This is a genomic window from Lactobacillus sp. M0393 (assembly GCF_016102025.1).
In the GTDB taxonomy this organism is placed as follows: domain Bacteria; phylum Bacillota; class Bacilli; order Lactobacillales; family Lactobacillaceae; genus Lactobacillus; species Lactobacillus melliventris.
The window spans coordinates 13,476-37,045 of sequence record NZ_JACFPK010000011.1 but is presented as its reverse complement, the minus strand read 5'-3'; the positions used below and the strand labels follow the sequence as shown (position 1 = coordinate 37,045).

At 36.9% G+C, this 23,570-nt stretch carries 22 protein-coding genes and 1 other annotated feature; of the genes, 2 read left to right on the top strand and 20 right to left on the bottom strand.

Annotated features, from left to right (window positions below):
• Positions 1 to 194: 194 nt before the first annotated feature.
• On the bottom strand, positions 195 to 1,139 hold the full coding sequence (prmA, locus tag H3R29_RS08915) for a 50S ribosomal protein L11 methyltransferase (RefSeq protein ID WP_198203077.1): 945 nt from the start codon (positions 1,137 to 1,139) through the stop codon (positions 195 to 197).
• Positions 1,140 to 1,202: 63 nt separating this feature from the next.
• On the opposite strand from prmA, the gene ybaK reads away from it, so the two are divergent.
• The gene (gene ybaK / locus H3R29_RS08910; RefSeq protein ID WP_046324899.1) at positions 1,203 to 1,703 is read left to right on the top strand and encodes a Cys-tRNA(Pro) deacylase; all 501 of its coding nucleotides are present in this window, start codon (positions 1,203 to 1,205) and stop codon (positions 1,701 to 1,703) included.
• A gap of 132 nt (positions 1,704 to 1,835) precedes the next feature.
• Entirely contained in the window at positions 1,836 to 2,780 is a 945-nt protein-coding gene (locus H3R29_RS08905) for a sugar-binding transcriptional regulator (protein ID WP_046324900.1), read from the top strand.
• On the opposite strand, the gene citX is transcribed toward H3R29_RS08905, so the two are convergent.
• From citX to dhaK, 19 genes are all read right to left on the bottom strand, one after another.
• A complete protein-coding gene (gene citX, locus H3R29_RS08900; protein ID WP_198203078.1) occupies positions 2,777 to 3,334 on the bottom strand; it encodes a citrate lyase holo-[acyl-carrier protein] synthase in 558 nt (185 codons plus the stop codon). The two genes, H3R29_RS08905 and citX, sit on opposite strands and share 4 nt — an antisense overlap.
• An 89-nt stretch (positions 3,335 to 3,423) precedes the next feature.
• Entirely contained in the window at positions 3,424 to 4,962 is a 1,539-nt protein-coding gene (gene citF, locus H3R29_RS08895) for a citrate lyase subunit alpha (protein WP_198203079.1), read from the bottom strand.
• Positions 4,952 to 5,866 (bottom strand): aldolase/citrate lyase family protein, encoded by a 915-nt coding sequence (locus tag H3R29_RS08890; RefSeq protein WP_122026116.1) that lies wholly within the window; start codon positions 5,864 to 5,866, stop codon positions 4,952 to 4,954. Before H3R29_RS08890 ends, citF begins: the two co-directional genes overlap by 11 nt.
• Positions 5,867 to 6,163 (bottom strand): citrate lyase acyl carrier protein, encoded by a 297-nt coding sequence (gene citD / locus H3R29_RS08885; protein ID WP_198203080.1) that lies wholly within the window; start codon positions 6,161 to 6,163, stop codon positions 5,867 to 5,869.
• Positions 6,153 to 7,208, bottom strand: coding sequence for a [citrate (pro-3S)-lyase] ligase (gene citC / locus H3R29_RS08880; protein WP_198203081.1), 1,056 nt, complete (start codon positions 7,206 to 7,208; stop codon positions 6,153 to 6,155). Before citC ends, citD begins: the two co-directional genes overlap by 11 nt.
• Positions 7,209 to 7,228: 20 nt before the next feature.
• Positions 7,229 to 8,023: an alpha/beta fold hydrolase gene (locus tag H3R29_RS08875; protein WP_198203082.1), complete on the bottom strand. Its 795-nt coding sequence runs from the start codon at positions 8,021 to 8,023 to the stop codon at positions 7,229 to 7,231.
• Entirely contained in the window at positions 8,024 to 9,490 is a 1,467-nt protein-coding gene (locus H3R29_RS08870) for a DASS family sodium-coupled anion symporter (RefSeq protein WP_198203083.1), read from the bottom strand.
• A 5-nt stretch (positions 9,491 to 9,495) separates the two neighbouring features.
• Positions 9,496 to 10,206, bottom strand: a complete 711-nt coding sequence (locus H3R29_RS08865) for a dimethylmenaquinone methyltransferase (RefSeq protein WP_046324908.1) — start codon at positions 10,204 to 10,206, stop codon at positions 9,496 to 9,498.
• A 20-nt stretch (positions 10,207 to 10,226) separates the two neighbouring features.
• Positions 10,227 to 11,156: an L-lactate dehydrogenase gene (locus H3R29_RS08860; protein ID WP_198203084.1), complete on the bottom strand. Its 930-nt coding sequence runs from the start codon at positions 11,154 to 11,156 to the stop codon at positions 10,227 to 10,229.
• A gap of 402 nt (positions 11,157 to 11,558) precedes the next feature.
• Entirely contained in the window at positions 11,559 to 12,953 is a 1,395-nt protein-coding gene (locus H3R29_RS08855) for a flavocytochrome c (protein ID WP_198203085.1), read from the bottom strand.
• A gap of 30 nt (positions 12,954 to 12,983) precedes the next feature.
• Positions 12,984 to 14,387 carry a class II fumarate hydratase gene (locus tag H3R29_RS08850; RefSeq protein ID WP_198203086.1) on the bottom strand — a complete coding sequence of 468 codons (1,404 nt, stop codon included), beginning with the start codon at positions 14,385 to 14,387 and terminating at the stop codon, positions 12,984 to 12,986.
• A gap of 185 nt (positions 14,388 to 14,572) precedes the next feature.
• Positions 14,573 to 16,624, bottom strand: coding sequence for a copper-translocating P-type ATPase (locus H3R29_RS08845; protein WP_370567400.1), 2,052 nt, complete (start codon positions 16,622 to 16,624; stop codon positions 14,573 to 14,575).
• A gap of 101 nt (positions 16,625 to 16,725) precedes the next feature.
• Positions 16,726 to 18,099 (bottom strand): branched-chain amino acid transport system II carrier protein, encoded by a 1,374-nt coding sequence (gene brnQ / locus H3R29_RS08840; protein WP_198203087.1) that lies wholly within the window; start codon positions 18,097 to 18,099, stop codon positions 16,726 to 16,728.
• A 92-nt stretch (positions 18,100 to 18,191) separates the two neighbouring features.
• Positions 18,192 to 18,441: a binding site (T-box leader), on the bottom strand.
• A gap of 198 nt (positions 18,442 to 18,639) precedes the next feature.
• Positions 18,640 to 19,278, bottom strand: coding sequence for a copper homeostasis protein CutC (locus H3R29_RS08835; RefSeq protein ID WP_198203088.1), 639 nt, complete (start codon positions 19,276 to 19,278; stop codon positions 18,640 to 18,642).
• Positions 19,279 to 19,305: 27 nt separating this feature from the next.
• Entirely contained in the window at positions 19,306 to 20,262 is a 957-nt protein-coding gene (locus H3R29_RS08830) for a N(4)-(beta-N-acetylglucosaminyl)-L-asparaginase (protein WP_198203089.1), read from the bottom strand.
• 356 nt (positions 20,263 to 20,618) lie between these two features.
• Entirely contained in the window at positions 20,619 to 21,338 is a 720-nt protein-coding gene (locus H3R29_RS08825; protein WP_046324915.1) for an MIP/aquaporin family protein, read from the bottom strand.
• 259 nt (positions 21,339 to 21,597) lie between these two features.
• Positions 21,598 to 21,969 (bottom strand): dihydroxyacetone kinase phosphoryl donor subunit DhaM, encoded by a 372-nt coding sequence (dhaM, locus tag H3R29_RS08820; protein WP_046324916.1) that lies wholly within the window; start codon positions 21,967 to 21,969, stop codon positions 21,598 to 21,600.
• On the bottom strand, positions 21,966 to 22,550 hold the full coding sequence (gene dhaL / locus H3R29_RS08815; protein WP_198203090.1) for a dihydroxyacetone kinase subunit DhaL: 585 nt from the start codon (positions 22,548 to 22,550) through the stop codon (positions 21,966 to 21,968). Before dhaL ends, dhaM begins: the two co-directional genes overlap by 4 nt.
• Positions 22,551 to 22,564: 14 nt before the next feature.
• Complete coding sequence (gene dhaK / locus H3R29_RS08810) at positions 22,565 to 23,560, bottom strand: dihydroxyacetone kinase subunit DhaK (protein WP_198203091.1); 996 nt, start codon at positions 23,558 to 23,560, stop codon at positions 22,565 to 22,567.
• Positions 23,561 to 23,570: the final 10 nt, after the last annotated feature.

Here is a 23,570-nt window from a genome sequence, read left to right as displayed (position 1 = left end):
ATAATAAACTTACACGCCAAATAGTCCCTATTGAAAAAAGACTAAATAATAACGGTAGGATCATGACTAAAACGCTCCAGTAAATGACTGGTGTCACCTCATAACTATTTAACTTCTTAATTACAGGTATATTTTTTATTTTGTCAATCAACTTGCTAATCCCTTACTAATTTAATTATCTATTATAACTCATTTTAGTTATCTTTTCTTTCAATAATTAATCCTACCCAGCGGCCACTTTGCATTGATAGGACAACCTGGAAGCCATTTTCGCTTAAAGCTTTCTTTATTTTAGCAGCCTGAGAACAATCTATTCCTGAAAAAATGACTTGTCCACCCTCATAGAGATGCTTATTTAACTGCGGAATCAAATCAAGGAGTATTTCCGCTAAAATATTAGCAACTATAATATCATATTTACCCTGAACATTATCTAATAAGCTGGTTTTTTTAAGTTTAATATTAGTTAAATCGTTCAAAGAAATATTTTCACGAGCAGCAGTAATTGCTTCGTCTGAAATATCAGTTGCCAGAACAGAACTGGCTCCCAAAAAAGAGGAAGCAATAGCTAAGATTCCTGAACCAGTGCCAACATCACAAACTTTTTTGGGTCTTATAAGTGTTTGCTCAAGTCCAATTAGGGCTAACTGCGTTGTCTCATGCGAGCCAGTGCCAAAAGCCAAACCAGGATCTAATTTTATTAACCTTTGATCTTTAAAAGCCGGCTGATATTCTTCCCATTCAGGTACTATTGCCAAATGGCGGGAAAAATCAATTGGATGATAAAACTTTTGCCAAACAGTATTCCAGTCCTCATCTTTAATGTAGGATGTACTTATTTCTGCTTTACCTATTTTTAAACCATAGCTTTTTAATTCAGATAACTTTTGCTTGTATTCTTCAATCAATTTTTCTTTATCTTGATCACTATCAAAATAAGCTAAAAACTGTAAATCTTCTGGTAAATCATTTATTTCATCAAGCTTAATCATTGTTGAGTCGGATTTCCAGCCAGCATGTTCAAAGTCAGACCGTTTTCGGGTCTCAGTGCCCAAACAATGCAAGACATCATTACTAAATATGTTTAAAGCATCTTCAACTTCGTGACAGGTTTCAATTTTAATAATCAATAATTTCATTATTTTTTAAACTTCCTTTTTATTTTCCCTTTTTGTAATGCTATCATGAAAAGGGTGATCTATATGTCAAAAAAGAAAAATAATATTGAAAAAACACTTGTCGAAAAAATTTTAGACAAGAACAAGATTCCATATCGTCAAGCAGAGTTTGCCACCCACGAGGATTCAGGTGGTGTAGCACAAATGGATACATCCATTTTAAACGAGAAAGAACATTTGGTCTATAAAACTCTCGTTTGTTCTGGAAATAATACTAAAGTTCTGGTAGGGGTTGTACCAGTAACAGAACATTTAAGCATGAAAAAACTAGCGCAAAATTCTGGGAACAAAAAATGTGAAATGTTACCTTTAAAAGATTTGGAAAAGACTACAGGTTATGCTCACGGTGCCAACACGCCTATTGGTATTTATTTCAAACATCATTTTCCTATTTTTCTTGATAAAAGCATGTCTAAAGAAAGCGAGATAGCAGTTTCAAGTGGTAAAATTGGCCGCAGCGTCTTTTTAAAACCACAAGATTTGCAAAAAATTACACATGCGAAGTTTTGCGATTTATTAGAGTAAGAAAAAATAAATATATTTTTCTGATATTCTGAAAAATATTTTATTTTAAAAAGTTGTTTAGGTTATAGTATTAAAGCGCTTTTTCTAATATAATTAAAATAAATGTAGAGTATGAAGAATAGGAATAACCAAATGACATTGTTAACAGATGAGCAAATTGCAAATATTGCACATGACTATTTTTTAAGTAAGTTAAATATTGCTGAAATTTCTAAGAAATACAACCTTTCTCGTTATCTTATTGCAAAAGCAATAGACGAAGCGGAAGACAAGGGTATTGTAAAAATTAGTATTTATCAAAGTCCCAAAAGAGCGCAAAATCTTGAACGGGAGTTTCAAAAACTTTTCGATCTGAAAGAAGTTTATATCTTAGAAGATAAAGAAACTAAAAATCAAGACAATGAAATGATTGTCAACTTTGCCGCCAAACAAATTCAAAACTATATTAATTCTGCTCACGTCGTGGGATTAACTTGGGGGACACTTTTAAGAGACATTATTGATGATTTTTCAGCCGAAACTCGCGCTGACCTGACATTTATTCAACTATTAGGTCAAGTGGTAAATTCTAGTAAACGCAAGCAGCCGCTTATTCAGCATGCTGCTGACAAATTTAATGCAAAAAGTTTAACCTTCCCCGCACCTCTTTATGCAATTGATCCGAGACTCGTCAAAAAAATTCAGCAAGAACCTTATTATCAATATATTGAAAAATATTTTTCACAACTTGATCTGGTATTTGCAAGTATTGGTACCATGCAATCACTGGAATCAGGGCAATTTTTTATGGATTATTATGCTGATAAACTGTTTACTGGAATTGAAAAAAATCAGTTAGCAGGAATTATTTTTGGCAGACCTTATGATATTAAAGGTCGTTTTTATAGTCCAATTGAGCCTCATATATCTGGCATCAGTCTTTCCGACATTTTTGCAGTTCCTGATCGGTTTGTAATTGTTAAAAACCGGTTTAAGGAAGATGCACTTTTGGGGGCTCTTAGATCTGGCATAATAACGCATTTAATTACCACTTCGGGTATAGCTGAAAGAGTTTTACGCAAAAATGAGGCACTTTAATTTGCGGAATTTTTACAGAACTCTTCATTATATAAGCTTGTAATATAATTTTGCAGATCTGCCACTGAATGTGTTCTTGAGCGAGCGCATTCTTTAGCGGGTTTTGAACATAAAAAGCATTTGCGAACAGGCAAGTCCAGATCTTTGCGGGATATTGCCTGTTTTTGCTTTTTAATTAATACATCGGCATCAAATAGCCGATTAATTTTTTGTTTATTTTCAAATTCAACTGCCCTTTTTTTAACTAAACGATAATCAGCATTAACGAGATAGAAGTTTTCTGAACCTGCTGCTCTCTCCCAATGTTCATACAAAGTAAAAGGTAACTTGCTATTTTGCAAAATTTCTTCTAAATTTAGAATACCTGAAGCAAAAATTTCTTTTAAATAGCGATTGTTTTTAATAGGGCCGGGAATGTTTAATTTAACATCTAGCAGCGTACATTCAGGAAACTTGTGAAATATTGTTTGTTGCAACTCTACCCTTTCATCCTTATTAGCTAATACCTCTGTAATACTCTGTGGTTCTCCTTCAGTAAATATTGTTTTTACCATTTTATCATCTTCTTTCTCTTTTTATATTAGAACTAAAAAGTGTGAGAACAAGTCTTACCCTCATTCTCACACTTTAGCAAAATAATTAGTTAATCTTTTACTTGCTTAATTGTATCAATAATAGTACCATCCCGATACTGAATTAAAGCAACAACACGATCAGTATATTCTAATGGCTTTGGTGTTCCAACCTGTTTTTGTGCCATTTTTTGCAGTTCTTTGATTTCAACAATATTGAGTTCAGGAACCTTAGCAAAGGCAGCTATTAAGTCTTTACGGCGAGGATTAATTGCAATTCCTCTTTCAGTCACTAAAACATCAATTGAATCTCCTGGTGTAACGACTGTTTCAACCTCTGGGACTACTGTAGCGTTGCGTCCACGTACTAACGGAGCGGTGATAATAGTCATTTTTGCTGCAGCAGCATCCTGGTGACCACCAATAGCGCCACGAATAACGCCATCGGAACCTGTCATTACGTTAACGTTAAAATTGGTATCGATTTGCAAAGCTGAGAGAATGGCCACATCTAAGTTATTTACTACGGCACCCTTATTATGAGGATCAGCATACCAGGAGGCATCAATTTCCTGTTGGTCTTTATTCTGAGCCATTGAAGCTGCAGCACCCTTGTCAAAGTCCTGAACATCCATAATTTTCTTGACCAGGCCTTCTTCAAGGAGATCAGTCGTAGGCTTAGTTATACCGCCTAGCGCGAATGATGCCTTAATCCCATCCTTTAGCATAGATTCTCTTAGGTATCTGGTCACTGCCAATGCAGCACCACCGGATCCAGTTTGGAAAGAAAATCCTTGTTTATAATATGGTGAATTTGTAATTACCTGATTAACAGTTTGTGCAATTTTCAGTTCTTTAGGATCTTTGGTAAAACGAGTCGCTCCTGAACCGATCTTATCAGCATCACCAATTTGATCAACCTTCACAACATAATCTACTTGAGTTTGTTTAATTGAGGCAGGCGTATTTGGATAATCAACTATATTGTCAGTCAGCAAAACTACTTTATCAGCATATTGTGCATCAATCAAAGCATAGCCCAGAGATCCAAAAACTGCGTCCCCTTCTTGACCATTGGCATTACCAGCTGGGTCAGCATTTGGAACACCTAAAAATGCCACGTCAATTTTGATTTCTCCTTCTTCAATAGAACGAGCTCTATTGCCATGAGAACGGAAAATCACTGGGTTTTTCAAACCACCATGGGAAACAAAATCTCCCAAGCTGCCCCTCATTCCCGATGAAGTAATATTTGTGATAACACCCTTTTTTATTGCTTCAATCACCGTGTCATTCATAACACCGGTTAAGGAAGATGGAGCTAATGTTAAATTTTGATAACCCATTTTAATAATTAGATTCATTACTTTATTAAAAGCAAAATCACCATTTCTAAAATGATGGTGGAAAGAAATAGTCATACCATCTTTTAAAGTTTTCTTAATAACATCTGCTAAAGAATCAACCACTTTTGATTCTCCCGTAGTAACTTGCACCTTAGGGGCCACTCTTTTCACTTCAGGATTACCTATTTCCACAGATGCAAATGGTTTAAGATTCATTTTTGTCATCAAATCATCAGGCAAATTGCGTTTTACTTTATTCTCCAATGTAATTACCCTCCTTATCAATTAAATTCGATGCTTTAGCTGTTGCAATAACACGGTTAGCCTTCTCAACAACTGGTTTGTCGACCATTTTACCGTTCATTGAGATAACGCCTGAGCCTTTTGCCTTTGCTTCTTGGATAGCATTTTGGACAGAAAGAGCATTTTCAATTTCTTCCTTGGTAGGGTTAAATACCTTGTTAACCATAGGTATTTGTCTTGGATTAACTAAAGACTTACCATCATAACCTAGTTCATAGATATATTTGGTTTCGCGGTAAAATCCTTCTGTATCATTCATATTAGAAAACACAGTATCGAAAGCATAAACATCGGCTGCTCTAGCAGCTTGCAATACCATGTTGCGGGCAAATTCTAACTCACGTCCATCCGGATAACGGTGTGTGTGCATATCAGCAGTATAGTCTTCACCAGAAACGGCTAAGCCCATCATTAATGGTGTAGCTGTTGCAATTTCAGGAGCATTAAGAACACCTTTTGCACTCTCAATCGCTGCCATAACACCAATTGAGCCCTTTTGCACTCCATATCGTTCTTCAGCATCTTCCATATCCGCTACTAATTTTTTAATCATAGCGGCCGATTCAGTTTTAGGCAGGCGAATAACATCCACTCCAGCGCGCACCATTGCCTTTACGTCTTCGTCATAAAAAGGAGTGTCTTGACCGTTAATTCTAACGACTATTTCAGCGCCACCAAAATCAACTGTTTTAATAGCATTAAATACTAACATTCTGGCTGCGTCTTTTTCAGTTAATGAAACTGCATCTTCTAAATCCAGCATAATAGAGTCAGCTCCATAAATGCCAGCGTCTTTAACCATTGCAGGATTATTACCTGGTACAAACATCATTGTTCGACGCAAACGATTTTTAACATAAGTCATTTATTGCAATACCTCCAATCTCGGCTTGTCAGTAGTTTCAGTTGCTCTTTGTGCAGCTGCTAATGTTCTTGCAGCAATTACGCAGTCAAGAGCTCCTTTGTCTGTAGCCTTAACTTTTGCGTTAGTAATACCAAATTTATTTAGGGTTTCAGTTATTACCTTTTTGATCTGATCACCGTATGATTTAGCTACTTCTGAATCCAGATCAACTTCAATTCCTTTTTGACCAGCAGAAATCATTATCTGAATATCTGAAGATTCTAATGTTCCTGCTACTCCAACAGTTTTAATTTCCATCAATGTTCATTCCTTTCTTTATTCTTTCTTGTAAAATTTGATAATTTTCATTTATAAAATTCATTGTAGTTGGTGGAACTAGAGTGGAAATATCTTTCAAATCACTATTTTTGACCAATTGGCGCACATTAGTTGCCGTAATTATTTTCTCGTTATCACGAAAGCGTTGGACAATTTTTACCTCAATAGTGGGACTAAGTATTTTTTGTAAACTTTGATTATAGAAATTAGTCGTCCTTGAAAATGGCTCAGTACCCAGATAACGTTTCTTAATTGTCAATTTTGGTGCAATAATATTTCTAAAAATTAAAGCGTCAATCGCCGTTTGTGTTGTAATTAGTTCATCAGGTGACTTTAAAAAATAAGCCGGAAATGTCGAGCGTGAAACTTGGTAATCTCCACCACTGACTACCACCACGTTTTTAAAGTTGGCAGTTCCTTTTTTTACTAAATCCATTCTTTCAGCTGTTTTAAATAAAGAAGCATCTGTAGCCACTACAAAAACATACACCAAATCATTTTCACTACTTGCCAGTTGTACTAACTTTTGGTGGCCCAAAGTAAATGGATTAGCATTCATTACAATTGCCGCAACTTCTTTTTGATTTTGGTTTTTAATTCTAGGCATTTTTGTTAAAAAGTCTTGAATACTTGGTGTTCCACTTTCTAAAAAAGCCGCAGTATCAGTATGAGCCAACTCATTAAAGCCTAAATGGGCGAAACTAGACGAATATTTTGCCTTGGTGAATACGAATGAATGATAAATTTTCTGACCAAAAAGGTATTCTTGCAAAGCCGACACTATTTGATTAAAGCGTGCCCCGTGAACAGCTTCATCATTTGACACTGCTATGTATTTAAGAACTTTGCCCGCAATACTACCAGTTCCAACCAAATGGCCATCTTCATCTATTAAACCAATAGTATGATCAAGAACGTCAACTTCGCGGAAGCTGAAATCTGTAATTCCCTGATTAATTAAGAAATTTTCCCATCTTGTTTTTGTGTCTGGAAAATTTAAATTGAGCTCTATTGTTTTATCCATTTATTTGGTTCTCACTTTAGCTAAAATTCTTGCAAAAATTTCATGATTTCTTGATACATTTTCAGAGGCTGTTCCGCCTGAATTAAGTGACCGCAATTTGCTATTATTCCTGTGTCAATTTTAGGATTCAATTCTCTTGTAGCATAGGCAAAATGATAATCAAAAAAGGGTGAATTTTGTCCTGCTAAAACGAGCATAGGAACTTTTAAGCTAACTAAAACGTCCCGCCAATCCTGCTCAGCATGATCTATTCGACAAAGATAATTTTCTTCAGCATTATACGGATATTTTTGGGCTTCAATTTTGGCCTTTTTAAACATCTCATCATTGATATGAGCATAAATACCACTGCCCTGATCTGCCTTTAAATAATCCGGATAATTTTTCCAAGTTAAATCTTTAAACCCATAGTGCCAAGTGCTGTCTTGAATCATTTTGGGAGGTTGATCTAAGTCAACAATTGCCTGCAATCTTTGCGAGCCAAATAGTGAAACATAAGCCCAAATGTTTGCGGCTCCCATGGAATTGCCAACAGCAATAATATTGTTTAAATCTAATCTGCTAATGAGCTCGGCTAAATCAGCTGCATGGCGACTAATACGTTGCCCCTTAAATGTTCTTTGAGAATGTCCCTGATTTCGAGGATCAATTATGATAAAGCGATAATCTTCTGTGAAAAGCTTTACAGCTTCTTGCCATAATGTTGCATAACTACCTATGCCAGGAACCGCTAAAATAGGCTGACCACTTTTTAATGTATCGTAATAAGTTATTCGAATGCCATCATTTGTTATAAAATTGTTTGCCTTAAGCATTTACCAAATTCCAATAACTTTCATCCATAAAGTGCCTATTACGCCGAAAATCAGTAAATAGAGAATTCCTAAAATAAAATTATATTTCCACCATTCACTCTGCTTAATGTAACCAGTTGTAGCTAATATAGAAGCCGGTCCGTTAGCATAGTGAGTAGTTGAAGCATTAATTGCACCGGTAAATGCCAAGAGCATAGCTGATAATCCTAATGGAGCTCCTGTAGCAACAGCAACAGATAAGAATGGCAGGTATAATGCTGTCATATGTGCAGTACCACTTGCAAAGAAGTAGTGGGTGTAAAACATCAAGATCACTAAAACGGCTAATACTATTTGCCAGCTTATTCCGTGAAGACTAGTCTGAATAGTCTTGGAGAACCAGTCAATGAAACCAAAAGAAATAAGTTTACTTGCCATAAATATTAAAATTGACAGCCAAATTAGAATGTTCCAAGCTCCAGTTTGGTTTAAAGCATCTTTCATAGTTAAGACACCAGTTAATAGCAACAAGCCGACAGCTAAAAAGGCTACAAAAGTAGAATCTAATTGAGGAATTTTGAAGATTCCGGATAAAACCCATAATATAATAGCCAGCAAAAATACTATTGACATAATCATTTCAGGCTTTGTCACTGGTCCCATTTTTGCTAAACGGTCACAGGCCCATTTTTTAGCATTGGGAGTTTCTTTAATTTCTGGAGGAAAAATCTTATAAATCACAACTGGAATAATAATAGTTGCAACTAGAACAGGAACTATCGCAGCTGTAAACCAGCTGATCCAGGTCATATTATAATTTTTCTGTGCCGCCATTTGAGAAGCAACCATATTAGGAGCAGCACCTGTAATAAACAGAGCAGTTGACAGAATGTTGGCTTGGAAGGCTGTAAAACTAAGATAAGCTCCGATTTTCTTTCTTGAAGGATCATTAGGATCAGAATCATAATCTTTAGAGATTGATTCTGTCACCGGCCAAACTACACCACCTGTACGTGCACTATTTGATGGTATTAAAGCTCCTAAAACTAATTCCAAACCGGTAATAGCATAGCCAATACCAATGGACTTCTTACCAAATTTCTCAATCATCCAATACGCTATTCGATTACCTAAACCGGTTTTGCTAATACCATAAGCCATGATAAAAGCCATAGCAATTAGCCAAGAAGCAGAATTACTAAAGGCGCTGAGAATGCCAGATGTCACTTTACCAGTTTTGGGATCTACAACATCTTTGATTGGAGCCAAACCAACTAAAACCGTCACTATCAGTCCGATTAAAGTAGTACCACCTATGGGCAAAGGCTTTGTAATACAGCCAACAATAGTTGCTACAAAAATGGCAAACATCTCCCATGCGGAAGCTGACAAGCCGCCAGGTCTCAACGGTGTGATGCCCCATAGAATCACGCCAATCACTAAAGGTAAAACAAAACCCTTATAATTAACTTTTTCAAGTGTTTTCATAGTAATTACCTATAATTTTCCGGGCGATAAAAATCGTCGATAATTTTATAATTCTTATTCTTTAATTCGTCATCAAGCCAATCTATATTTCCTGAACCATCATGAAAACTAGCTGCTTTTGCCTCATCCTTTTCATGAAAATTCTGAACAATCGGCAACAATTCAGTTGCTTCTTCCAGAGCAATTTTGATAACACCGTCAGCGTCGCCTAAAATGACGTCACCTGGGTTAACACTTACGTTACCACAAGAAACCGGTACATTAATTTCTCCTGGTCCTTCTTTATAAGGGCCATCTGGAGTGGTACTTACAGCATAAATAGGCAAATCCCAGTTGCTTAAACTATCAATGTCTCTTATTGGCCCATCAACTACTACACCAGCTACATGTCTTTGATCCCGTAGCCATGTCATCATAACTTCACCAATAACTGCCCTGGTATTATCATTTTCATTATCGATGACCACCACATCACCCTCTTGGCAATATTTTAAAGCTGCATAAATAGTTAAATTATCACCTGGGCGGTTATGAACTGTAAAAGCTGGACCACACATTTCTTCATGTGGGTGCGACATCAGCCTGATTCTGGGCGACATTGCACCTGTCCTATTCATACAGTCAGCCACATTTGATGAGGGCAGCTTTTTATATGCAGAAACTACTTCTTTTGCGGGAAGCTTTCTTTGTAAAAAAATTCTCTTACCAACCTGCATTATTCATGCCTTCTTTTTAATTAATCTAAAGCAATATTATTTAGTACTTCTTGCATTTTGGCAGCCGAATCCACCATTTTTGCCTTTTCAGACTCTGAAAGTTCAGTCTCAATCACCTGGCTGATTCCAGACCCGTCAACTACTGCAGGTGTGCCTAAATAAAGTTCGCTTTTAATGCCATACTCACCATTAATTGGTGCAGATAAAGGCAAAGCAATTGAACGGTTAGTCAATATTGCGGTAACAATTTGCGTTAACATCATCGCAATGCCATAAAAAGTTGCACCTTTATTTTCAATTATTTTTCCACCTTTTTGACGAATATTCAGTTCAACTTGGTTCAAAATATTATCATCAATATGAGCAAATTCTGTTAGTGGCTTACCGCCCACAGTTGACTCATCAAAGTTTTCAAATGAAGTATCACCGTGTTCACCTAAAACCATGGAATTAACCCCAGCCACCGGAACATTTAATCTTCTGGCTAAATCAACCTTTAAACGAGCAGTATCTAGTGATGTACCTGTCCCAATTACTTTGTTTTTCGGAAAGCCAGATAGTTTTTGGGTTAAAGTTGTCAATATATCAACTGGATTAGCAGAAACTAAGAAAATACCATCAAAGCCCGATTCGACTACTGGTTGAATGATACTTTTCAAGATGCTAACATTTTTATTCACAAGATCAAGCCGACTTTCTCCTGGCTTGCGGGGAACACCTGCTGTAATTACCACCACAGCAGCATCTTTTGCATCAGAGTATTCACCAGAATGAATATTACACTCCTCTGTAAAAGGCAGTATATCTTCCAAATCCATTGAATCTCCCACCGGACGATTCTTGACCACATCACAGATTACCAGCTCGTCAACACTAGTATGTTGCAACAAGTCATTTGCAAAAGTTGAACCTACAGCTCCGTCTCCAACCAATAATACCTTCTTATTCATTAAGTCATTTCCTTTCAAATTTTTTAAAAATGTAATCCTTTACATCCACATTATAAATTTTATTTCTGTTATTTGCAATATTTAAAATAAATAATTTATTTTTTAATTTTTTAAAAATAAAAACAGTCTTACATATTTAAAATTCAGTTTGTTAATAAGGTAAAAATTAGTATTTTGGGCATACCCGTTTACCTAAAAACCTAAAATAAAAAAGCCCTTCGTCGCTACTGGACGACAAAGAGCTTGAAAATTGCTAAACATAATTTAGCTTATGTAAAATAAAAAACAGTAGACAAATTATTGGCAAAACCCCAGCTTACAAAGCGTAGAAACTAACAAAATACCTAACAATATTATCAACGGCTGACACTTTTTTTAAGCGCCAATTTAGTTAAATTATAGTTATTGGTTTTTGACAAACTTGCTCATTTGTATTCCTGCCTGCCTACCAAAAATGACAGTTTCAGCAATCGAGTTGCCACCAATTCGGTTATTTCCGTGTAATCCACCTGAAACTTCTCCCGCAGCATAGAGGCCTTTAATAATGTTACCGTCTGTATCATAAACTTCGGTCTTGGGATTGATATGGATACCGCCCATAGTATAGTGGATAGCCGGGTTAATATGAATTGCAAAGAATGGTCCCTGCGCAATTTGATGCTCCATTCCTGTTGTTCTGCCAAATTCTTTATCTGTTTTATTGGTGACAGACTCATTCCAATTAGTAATAGTTTCATTCAAGTTCGAAGCTGTGACACCAATATTTTGAGCTAGATCAGAAATTGTTTCTCCGTGACTAACCAATCCTACGTGATCATAAAATTCAACAGCAGTAAAGTTATTTCTAATACCTTGATCGAACACCAAAAAAGCACCGTTCTCATTTAAGTTGCTAATGGCGTCAGAAACAATTTTACGTGTACTTAACTCGTTGACGAATCTTTTACCAGATTTGTTAACGAGAATAGCTCCTTCTCCTCTTAAGCCTTCTCCGATCAAGTAGACGTGGTCAGTATCAGTTTGTGCAGTTGGGTGCACTTGAATAAAGTCCATTTGCTCTAGTTGTGCATCAATTTGACTAGCAAGTTTTAAACCATCGCCAGTAGCCCCAGGCTGATTCGTAGTCTGATAATTTACAAGATCAGGACGGTATTTTTTGATTAATTCTTTAGACGAGCCAAAGCCACCTGAAGCCAATAGCACAGCGTTTGCACTTACTTTTACTTCTCCTTTTGGAGTAACAATTTGGACACCCGTAACTTGCTGTTTGTTATCTTGTAAAAGCTTAGTTACTTTTGCATTATTAAAAACTGGTATTTTATCTTCTTGTATTTGCTTTAAAGCACCGGTAACCAAATAATTGCCGACCGGGGCCATTGAAGCTGGACGGTGAGCTCTCTTCTTGCTCATCCCACCAGTAATAGTTAAATTAGTTAGCTCTATCCCGTGATCCATTAGCCAAGCTATTGCAAGAGCAGAATGATCGACAAAGTAGCGTAAAAGTTCACGGTCATTCATCATTCCTCCGCCTTTAAGAGTTTCACGGTAAAAGTCTTCTTTATCGTCTATAATTCCCTGTTTTATTTGAACAAGACTTTCAGAAGCATTCATTCCAGAAGAAGCTCTGTTTGTGTTTCCACCTAAATCAGAATTCTTTTCAAAGACTGCAACCTTCAGCCCTAATTCATGAGCCTGAATAGCTGCAGTTAAGCCGGCACCACCTGCACCGATTATAATTGCGTCGTAACTTTCTTGTATTTCAGAAGCCTTATTAGGCGTAAAAACAAATTTACCCATTGATTTCTCCTCTACAGAAATTTAAAAGATTTATTTTTCAGGATTAGTCTGAGAGATATTGGTCATCTCCATATAATCCATCCATTCATCATATTCCTTTTCAGTTAATTTGCCACTTTTAAGGGCTGCTTCTTTAAGCGTTGTACCTTCTTTATCCGCAGTCTGTGCAATCTTAGCAGCTGCATGATAGCCAATATGAGGTGACAAAGCCGTCACTGTCATTAAAGAACTTGCAAGCAAATCGTCCATTTTTTCAGCGTTTACCGTTAAGCCGGCAATCATTTTATCAGCAAAACCATTAATGGTACCGGTTAAAATGTCGCAAGAATCCAGAAAAGCTGTGATCATGACAGTTTTATAAACATTCATTTCAAAATTGCCTTGGGAACAAGCAAAAGTGATAGTAGTATCATTGCCAAAAACCTTTGCAGCTGCCATAGTCACCGCCTCAGCCTGAGTAGGGTTAACTTTGCCAGGCATAATTGAGGAACCCGGTTCATTAGCCGGAATATTAAGTTCGTGATAGCCTGCTCTGGGACCTGATGCCAAGAATCTTATATCTTGGGCTATCTTAAACATATCGGCAGCCAAGGTTTTTAAAGCACCATGGACAACATCTATGCCAGAATGGTGAGCTAACCCCCAAAACTTATTGGTATTAACTTTGAAATCATGGCCGTAGACTTGAGACAGTTTGTCAGCAATTTTGACAGTCATTCCAGGTGCAGCATTAAGGCCTGTCCCAACAGCAGTACCACCAATCGCCAGTTCATACAATGTAGGCTTAAGCTCTTGAATATAAGATAAATCATGTTTTAAAGCTGAAATATAGCCTGAAACCTCTTGCCCAAAAGTTATCGGAGTAGCATCTTGCAGGTGAGTACGGCCAACTTTGACGGTTTTCCAATACTTGTCCTGCTTAATTTTGAGTTCGTCAATTAAGTGTTGCACAGCCGGTTCAAGTTTATCTAAAGCTTCCACTGCCACAATGTTCATTGCTGTGGGATATGTATCGTTTGAAGATTGTCCTCTGTTAACGTCATCATTAGGCAAAATATTCAAATTGGGATGCATCTTGTTAGCTAAATTTGCTACTACTTCGTTAACATTCATATTGCTCTGAGTACCAGAACCTGTTTGTAATACGTGTAAAGGAAAATCTTGACGCAATTCATGATCATCTAATTTTAATAGTTGATCAATCGCTTCCTCAATAGCTTGTCCTTTTTCTGCTGGTTCAGCGCCAACTTCTACATTTGATTCGGCTGCAGCTTTTTTTAAATGTAAAAAAGCACGAATAATTGCAAGTGGCATTAATTCGCCACTGGGAAAATTGTTACGACTCCTCTCAGTTTGAGGACCCCACAGTGCATTTTTAGGAATTTTAACAGGACCAATTGTATCACTTTCAACACGGTATTCTTCTTTACTCATACTAAATCTCCTTTTTCAAATGTTAGTATTTAAGCTATTAAAGCAGTAATATTCTCTTGCACTTATAATACAGGTTTTTAGTATTATTTTCAATATTTTAAAATAAAAGGGGTATCATTTTAAAATTTTAAAATTTATTTTATTTTAGCAAAAAAGCACTCTTATTGAGTGCCTTAACTAGATATTTATATTTTTAGTGTTTCAGCATTAATAGCTACGATAACTGTTGACAAAGACATTAAAATCGCTCCCACAGCAGGTGATAGCAAAATTCCCCATGGTGCAAGTATACCCGCTGCCAGTGGTAAAGCTATGATATTGTAGCCTGCTCCCCACCATAAGTTTTCGATGGTTTTTCTTTGAGTATGCTGAGCAAGGTTGAGGAAACTAATAATATCAAGTGGTTCACTGTTCACTAAAACAACATCAGCTGAGTCCACGGCAACATCAGTTCCTGCACCAATAGCTACACCAATATCAGCTTTAGCTAAGCTAGGAGCATCATTGATGCCGTCTCCCACCATCATGACTTTGTTTCCTTTTTCCTGAAGGTGCGCGACAATTTTTTGTTTGTCAGCTGGCATTAAGCCTGAGTGAACCTCGGAAATTTTTAGTTTCTGCGCAATACTCTGAGCGACTTTTTCATTATCGCCGGTTAGCATCACCGGGGTAATGTTAAGATCTTTAATTTGCTTAATCAAAGCTGCTGCATTTTTCTTTATTTCATCACCAACTGCTACGTAACCTAAAAGTTCATTTCCTGCAACTAAATAGCTGGAAGTGTAATTTAAAGCATCAATTTCCGGGAAATGACTCACCAAACTTCTAGCAGCTTTTTCATTTACAAGTTGATATTCCTTTCCATTTAAAGTTCCAGAAACACCTTTACCATCCAAAGTCTTACTATTTGACAATGGATAGAGCTCAATATTTTTTTCCTTAGCAAACTGTAAAATGCTTTGCGCAATCGGGTGATTAGAATCTTGCTCAAGTGAAGCGATCAGTTTGATGATTTCAGCAGAATCATATGCTTTATTTAAACTATCATATTTTCTTACCTGAAATTTGCCTTCAGTTAAAGTTCCCGTTTTGTCTAAAAGAAGATAATTTATTTTTGAACTAACACTGATAACGTTGCGGTTTCTAATGAGCAAGCCGTTTTTGGCACCAATCGAGGTACTTTTGGCATTTACTAAAGGAATAGCCAAACCGAGTGCATGAGGACAAGCAATAACTAATACAGTTACCATCCGTTCAAGACCGCCAGAAATTCCCCGTAAACTGGTCCAAACGATTAAAGCAATAATACCAAAAACAAGTGCGGCATAAAATAACCAGCTGGAAACCCGATCGGCTAAGTTTTGCAGCCGTGATTTATTCATTTGAGAAGATTGCACTAACTTATTAACATTGGCCAAGAAACCTGAATTTGCGGAGCTAGTAACTTTGACAGTTAAAGTACCAGAGCCATTTATTGAGCCACCAATTACCTTGTCATTTTCTTTGCGCGTAACTGCACTTGATTCTCCAGTAACGAGCGATTCATTTACTTGACTTGAACCATTTAATACCACGCCATCAAGTGGGATACTTTCACCGGCTTTGACTAATATAACAGCATTTTTTTGGACAGCATTAATTGCTACGTCTTCTGTTCGGCCATTATTTTGAACGTGAACTTTATCTGGCAGAAGTTTTGCCAAATCATGAACTGAGCTATTCGCATTCATCACGGACTTCATTTCAATCCAATGTCCTAAAAGCATAATTAAAATTAAAGTTGCCAATTCCCAAAAGAAATCCATTACATGGACTTTACTGCTTAGTAAATTGTTTTCAACGAAAGCATAAATACTATAAATATAAGCAGTAGTGATGCCTAAAGAAATCAAAGTCATCATTTCAGGCTTTTTTGCTTTTATTTCATAAAATGCACCTGATAAGAAGGGCTCACCGCCATAGAAGTAAAGAATTGTGGCAAAAATGGCTACGACCCATTCAGAACCTGGAAATGAAAATTGAAATGGCAAATGGACCCCCATTGCAGGGGACAAAAAGATAATTGGCAAAGATAATATTAATGAAAGCCAAAACTTTCTTTTCAAATTACCCATATGCATCATATGACCGCCATGCATCATCATGTCATGACTACCCATTTTCATCGAAGAGTTGGCGTCCATTGAATGATTCATATTTTCACTATGATTCATGTTCATATTATTCAAAATACTCAATCCTACCTTTTACATTAACAAAACTGCTTTTTCTTTAATCTACTTTTATAAACAGTTGTTGTCAAAAGATGCGCTTGAGAAATCGAACAATATTTACACAATTAATTACTTTTTTGCTTATGATAAAAGTGAACAATAAAACCGATTGCTAATCCAATAACTGCCGGAATAACCCAGTCCATACCTATGTCAGCAAAAGGAAGAAATTGTAATTGGAATGCTCTTAATTGTAGTGCCCATGCTTGTTTGCTAACTAGCGCAGGAAAAGACGCAATCATATCCAAAATGGCTGGAATAAAAGTAAAGACGATACTCCAGAAGTAAACAACTGGATCATGGTCAAATAACGAACCAGAAATCGACAATATAATCAAGACCATAGCGATTGGATATAAAAACATTAACATTGGCGTTGACCAGGAAATAATTGTGTCCAAACCAAAATTAGCAGTAATGAAGGAAACAATAGTCATAATTGTCAGCCAGCCATGGTAACTAATTTTACTAAAACTGCGGTGAAAGTCTTGCGCGAAAGCGGCAATCAAACCGACAGCTGTAGTTAAACAGGTTAGTGTAACTAACGTAGCAAGTAGAGCATGACCAAAGTCACCCAGATAATAAGTCACTATTTGGTTAAAGACAGTACCGCCTTCAGCAGAAATTTTAAATTGGTTTAATGTCGTTGCTCCAACCCAAATTAAACCAACGTAAATGACACCAATTGCACTTGTGGCAATCACACCGGCTCTGGCAGTCACTTTTGCGTTACTTTTCGCCGAAGTTTTTCCAAGTTGGCGTACGGCTGAAACTATTGTGTAGCCAAAAGCCAATCCAGCCAGTGCATCCATAGTGTTGTACCCTTCCAAAAAACCATTAAAGAAAGGTGCACTTTGATAAGCCGCAGTAACATTTTGATTTTTGGCAGCACCCATTGGAGAAATAGCAGCTAATAAAAAAATTGAAAATAACAGCAATAAAAACAAAGGATTTAAAATTTTGCCGATACTGGTCAAAATCGTAGATTGCTTATAAGAAATAATAAAAGCCAAAATGAAGAATATTGCCGAGAATATTAAAAGTGCCGGCTTAGTGGCTGATTTCGGCAATACCGGCTGCAAGCCAACTGAAAAGGAAATACTCGCAGTCCGCGGTGTGGCAAATAATGGTCCTAAGGTCAAATGGATTAAAACCATAAACGCGAGAGCAAAACTATTTCCTAAAGGTTTGCCAATATCGTAAACCCCCTTAGCATGACTGGCACTAATAGCTAAAACGGCTAATAGTGGCAAAAGCACAGCCGTTACTAAAAAGCCAAAAGTGGCCATTCCCCAATTTGCTCCTGCAAGCTGGCCTAAATGAAGTGGAAAAATTAAATTACCGGCACCAAAAAATAGACCGAATAGCAATGATGCAACTACTAAATATTGTTTCCATGATAAAGGCTTGGTATTAACATCTCTTTCAATTTCTTCCATTACAGTTCCTCCTGAAAAATATAAACACTTAATATAGATAAAGGGCCTTGATGAATTTATTTAGGTAATAAAAAAGCACCCTTGATTTGAAAATCAAGGGTGCTTAAGCACGGTACCACCTATATTACTGCAATAATTATCATTAAAGATGACAAAAACACAGTCACTTCACGTACGGCATACTGCGATACGCTAACACGTTAATGGGTGTACCCAATAATAGCTACTAACTTTCACCATATAGCTCAAAGTTACTTTCAGCTTACCATCACGGTCCCTTTTCAGCAACAGGACTCTCTAAAACGTTACTTGCAAACTTACTTATCTTTTCATCGCTTTATCAATATTAAAGATATTTTAATCAATGACTTATTTCCTGTCAACTATATTTTAGTCAAAATAATAAAAGCACTACCTAAATTTTCTTATCCAGCTGCTGTAGACAAATAAAACTAATGTCTTATTGCTTAAAGTGGCTGTATATTTTGATGTGCAACTATTTCTCAGTAATCAGACTTTGACCTATGTTAAAAATTAATTTCATTCAACAATTTTTGTACCATGTAATTGGTCTACCTGCAATCTTTCAGCAATTAAAGTGCTATTTTTAGCGGTAATGCCACCACCTGGTAATATTTCTATCTTGCCGTTTGCCCAGTTAATAATTTCTTTTAGATGAGAAATGGTATTTAAAACAGGAGTTGATAACTCTCCGCCATGTGTCAAAATTCTCTTAACACCATTATTCGCTAACCAGTTTAGTCCATCTTCTTGCTCAGTTAAAGGCATTGCGTCAAAAGCCATGTGCATGACAACATCAATATTTAAAGATCTGGCTAATGAAATAAGACGCTTCATTTTTACTTTATCCAAATGATTTTGAGAGGTTAAACAGCCAAAGGTGACTCCTTGAGCACCTAATTTAGCTGCTATTTCTAAATCACTGGCCATTATTTCTATTTCACTTTCACTATAACAAAAATTTCCACCCCTCGGCCTAATCATCACAATAACTGGTATGTGAAAATTAGAGGCATAAGTAACTGCTTTTTTGATAACTCCATAAGAAGGCGTGGTGCCACCTAATGTTAAGTTATTATTCAGTTCAATTCTGTCAGCACCTTTATTAATCACATAAGGAATACTAGTAAAATTTTCTACACATGCTTCTTTTAACATCTAACTTCACTTTCTTTTTAACAATGATTACTTTACAGGAGCTTTGATTTGCTTTTGGTAGTCATCTAACCAGGCTTGAGAAATTGGTTCAATTTTGGTGTTATTGTGCAGCCCCGGATTTGCCATTAATATCTGAGGTTCTTGCTTTTTAGCAGCAATACAAAAAGGAAACTCCACGTTAGTAGCTACACCCCACTCGCCTTTTTTATTCAAGGCAATGAGGGAAATTTCGCCTACTTGACCATAACGCTTCTTTAAATCATTACAAAACGGATAAACTGTAGCATCACAGGCTTCTTGGGGAGACTTTCCTTCTGCCATTTTACGGACTATTTCGTATGAAAGGCAGCCCTTCATGATGTCTTCTCCTAGGCCAGTTGCAGTCGCAGCTCCAATGTGACTATCCGCATAAAATCCAGATCCGGACAGAGGTGAATCGCCGATTCTACCATTTTTCTTCATAAATAAGCCGGAGGTTGATGTAGCAGCTGCCAGCGAACCATTTCGATCAAGAGTTATTGCTCCTACGGTATCATGACCATCATAAGGATGCAGGTCTGATTGAAGTTGCTGTTTTACCTTGTTCTGCCAGATAGTTTTGGCCCTTTCAGTCAACATATTAGTCATTTCAAAGCCATTCTGCATTGCATATTTAGTCGCTCCTTCTCCGACTAAAAAGCTGTTGGTCTTATTTAAGCTTAGTCTTCGAGCAACTGAAACAGCATGTTTTACGTTCTCAATTGCAGCTACAGAACCTTGTGCCAAGGTGTCACCGTCCATGAATGCAGCATCCATTTGAACAACTCCGTCTTCGTTAGGAAGTCCGCCATATCCCACGGATTTATAAAGGGGATATGATTCGACTTTTCTTAGCAAATTTTCAACAGCATCCCCAGCACTTTTATCCTTTTTCAACAGCTCTGCCGCTTTCACCAATCCGTCATACGACATACTCCAAGTTGATATTACAGCCCAATTATTCATTTAAACCGCCTTTTTAATTCAATCTAATGCTAATAATACTAAACTAAAGCAGCAAAAAACAAGCACCTAACACAATTTTCAGTAGAATATAGCCTGATCTAGTGAGAATCGTTGCTGATAAACTATTTTTTATAAAAATGAATTTAAATAATGCTAGAAGATTAAGCTTAATAAAGCAATTAAAAAAATATTTAGTACATGAGCATTAAAAGTTCTGCAATATTAATTGCAATTGTTTTAAGCCAGAAATTTATTCTTTAATAAAATCAGACCGGATAAGGAAAATGGATTAGATACAAAAAACACCCCCAAATTTTACAAATTTGAAGGTGTTACTATAAGCTAATGCTTTTCTTTTATACAATAACTTTGAACAATAATGCAGCAATTACTCCGCCTAAAAGTGGGCCAAAGATTGGAACCCAGCTATAAGCCCAATCTGAACCACCTTTATTGGCAATCGGCATAAATTGGTGAGCCAGTCTAGGTCCCAAATCACGGGCTGGATTAATCGCGATTCCAGTCGGTCCTCCTAAAGACAAACAAATCGCTGTAATCAAAAATCCAGCTAACAATGGATTAAATCCTGGAGCTAATTTTGTATTGGTCAATCCCAACAAGCCAAATACCAAAACAAAGGTAGCAATCGTCTCAGTAAAGAAATTCCAACCGTAATTTCTTATAGCTGGTGTCGTAGCAAACGACCCTAAAATGCCATCTTGATCAGTTGTTTCTTGCCAGTGAGGAAAATAGGTTAGCCATACTAAGATACCACCGATAAAGCCTCCAGCTGTTTGTGCCAGCATATAAGGCAAAACGGATGACCATGGCAACTTATTGGCAATTGCCATACCTAGTGACACTGCAGGATTAAAGTGACCCGGGCAAAGCCAGCTAACACAGAATACACCAAACGTCACGGCAAAGCCCCAGCCAAAAGAAATAACGATCCAGCCACTGCCCTTTGACTTCGACTTATTCAAATTGACACCGGCACAAACGCCATCTCCAAGCAACACCAAGATAATAGTTCCGAGGAACTCTCCCACTACTTGCATTGTTAAGCTATTATTCATTTTTAATCTCCTACTTCGATTATTGGACTTCCTTTTGAAACCCAAAATAATGTTTAGTAGTAAATTACTCCCAGATCCAATATATTATAAAATTCTACCTATGTAAACCCTTTCTTTAAATAAAACTATCTTTCCAAAAAATCTCAATTTGTTGTTATTTTATAACATAAGATTTAAAAGAGTTTCTGAATTTTTCGGCTAAAATTAAGTTAAGATACGCTTAATGTTATTTTTACTCAATATAAATCTGGTATTTATTCTATTTCTTTAGGGCTAGGGGCTTAAGCTGTCCTTCTATCTCCGTTAACTCGACCCCCGCCTCAATTAAAGTAGCGGCAGTATAAGCCCCTTCGATAAAGGCTACATCATATAGATGAATCTTTTTAGATGTCATTTCCGTTGCTAGTTCAAGATTCATTTTGGCACTGCCTAAATCATAAAATGCCAATATTTCATCAGCTTTATTTTCAGAAAAAGCCTGCAAAATTTTGTCCATACTGGTGCCAAGATCATCAGCGTTAGTTCCACCCGCAGTGGTAATTGACACATCTTTTGCAACCTGTCCCAACAGCTCAGACAAACCGGTTACAATCTCTGGAACATGGGATACTAAAGTAATGCCTAAACTCATAAGATACCTTCTGTTTCAAGTAACGCCTCAAAAAGGTACCCACTTGATTGCGAGCCAGGATCAACATGGCCTTTTGATCTTTCGCCTAAATATGAAGCACGACCTTTTTTGGCAACTAAGTCTTTGGTTGCCTCTACAGCTGAAGCGATTTTTTCCTGTGTTAGCTTATTGGTTTTAGCTTCTGGAACTAATGCGGTCCACACATCAACCATGGTTTTATCACCAGGTTCAGCACCACCACGTTTTTTAATACCTGTCAATGCAGCAGCCAGTAAGTCTCCTATGTCTGAACTTGTGCTGCTTTTCTTCGCCATTTCCAAGAAAGCAGTTCCATAAAGTGGACCAGAGGCCCCACCAACTGTAGAAATGAGAGTCATAGCGATTTGCTTAAAAGCATCTGTGATGGTTTTGGGCTCAGTACTTAATTTTTGACTAACCGCTGTCATACCTCGGCTCATATTAAAACCGTGGTCACCATCGCCAATCGCAGTATCCAGATCACTTAAAAATTGCTTATTTTGTTCAATTTTAGCAGAAAAATTATTCATCCATTCAATCACATTTTTAACTGTTAAGCCCATATTAACTTCTCCTTTTACCAAGCAATTGTTTCTACTGGCTGATTGAGATAATCAAGCCACTTGTCATCAGCTAATTCAAATATTGTGAGTGAAATACCTGCCATATCAAGCGAAGTCATGTAATTACCCACTTTCATGAAAGCTGGCTTGACATTGAACTCTGCTAGTTTGTTAAGTAAATCATTACTAAAAATGTATTGTTCCATTAATGGTGTAGCGCCCATACCATTTACCAACACAGCATATTTCTTATTTTGGTCTAAATGCATTTCATCATTTAATTTGCCCACTAATTCCGTTACTAAATCTTTAGCAGGTTTAATCTGTTCACGCCGGTATCCAGGCTCTGAGTGAATACCAATACCGTATTCAATTTCATTATCTTTGAGAACAAAACCGGGTTTACCTGTTTCAGGATTGGTAGCAGCAGACAAAGCAACCGCGATTGTTTTAATATTAGGCAATACCTTTTTGGCTGTCGCATCAATCTCGTCTAGACTGGCACCATTTTGAGCCATTGCTCCTAAAATCTTGTGCATGAACAAAGTTCCTGCTACTCCTCGTCTTCCTTGGGTAAATGTACTATTTTCGACGGCAATATCATCATCTACCACAATTGACTTGACCTTAATATTGTCCATATCAGCCATATCTTTAGCCATATCAAAATTCATCACATCGCCTGAATAATTTTTAATTACTAAAAAAACGCCCTGACCTTGATTAACAGCCTTAATAGCCTCATATACTTGATCTGGAGTTGGGGAAGTAAAAACTTGTCCGCAAACAGCTGCACTAAGCATTCCTTTGCCCACAAAACCAGCATGAGTAGGTTCATGACCTGAACCTCCGCCACTTACAATACCGACTTTTCCCGTCATAGAATCTTTATCTGCTCTCATAACAGCTTCAGTATCCTTAACCTTGGCAATATACTGGGGATATGATCTGACCATTCCTTCAACCATTTCCGGTACAACATTTGCTGGATCATTAATAATCTTTTTCATGAAACTTGCT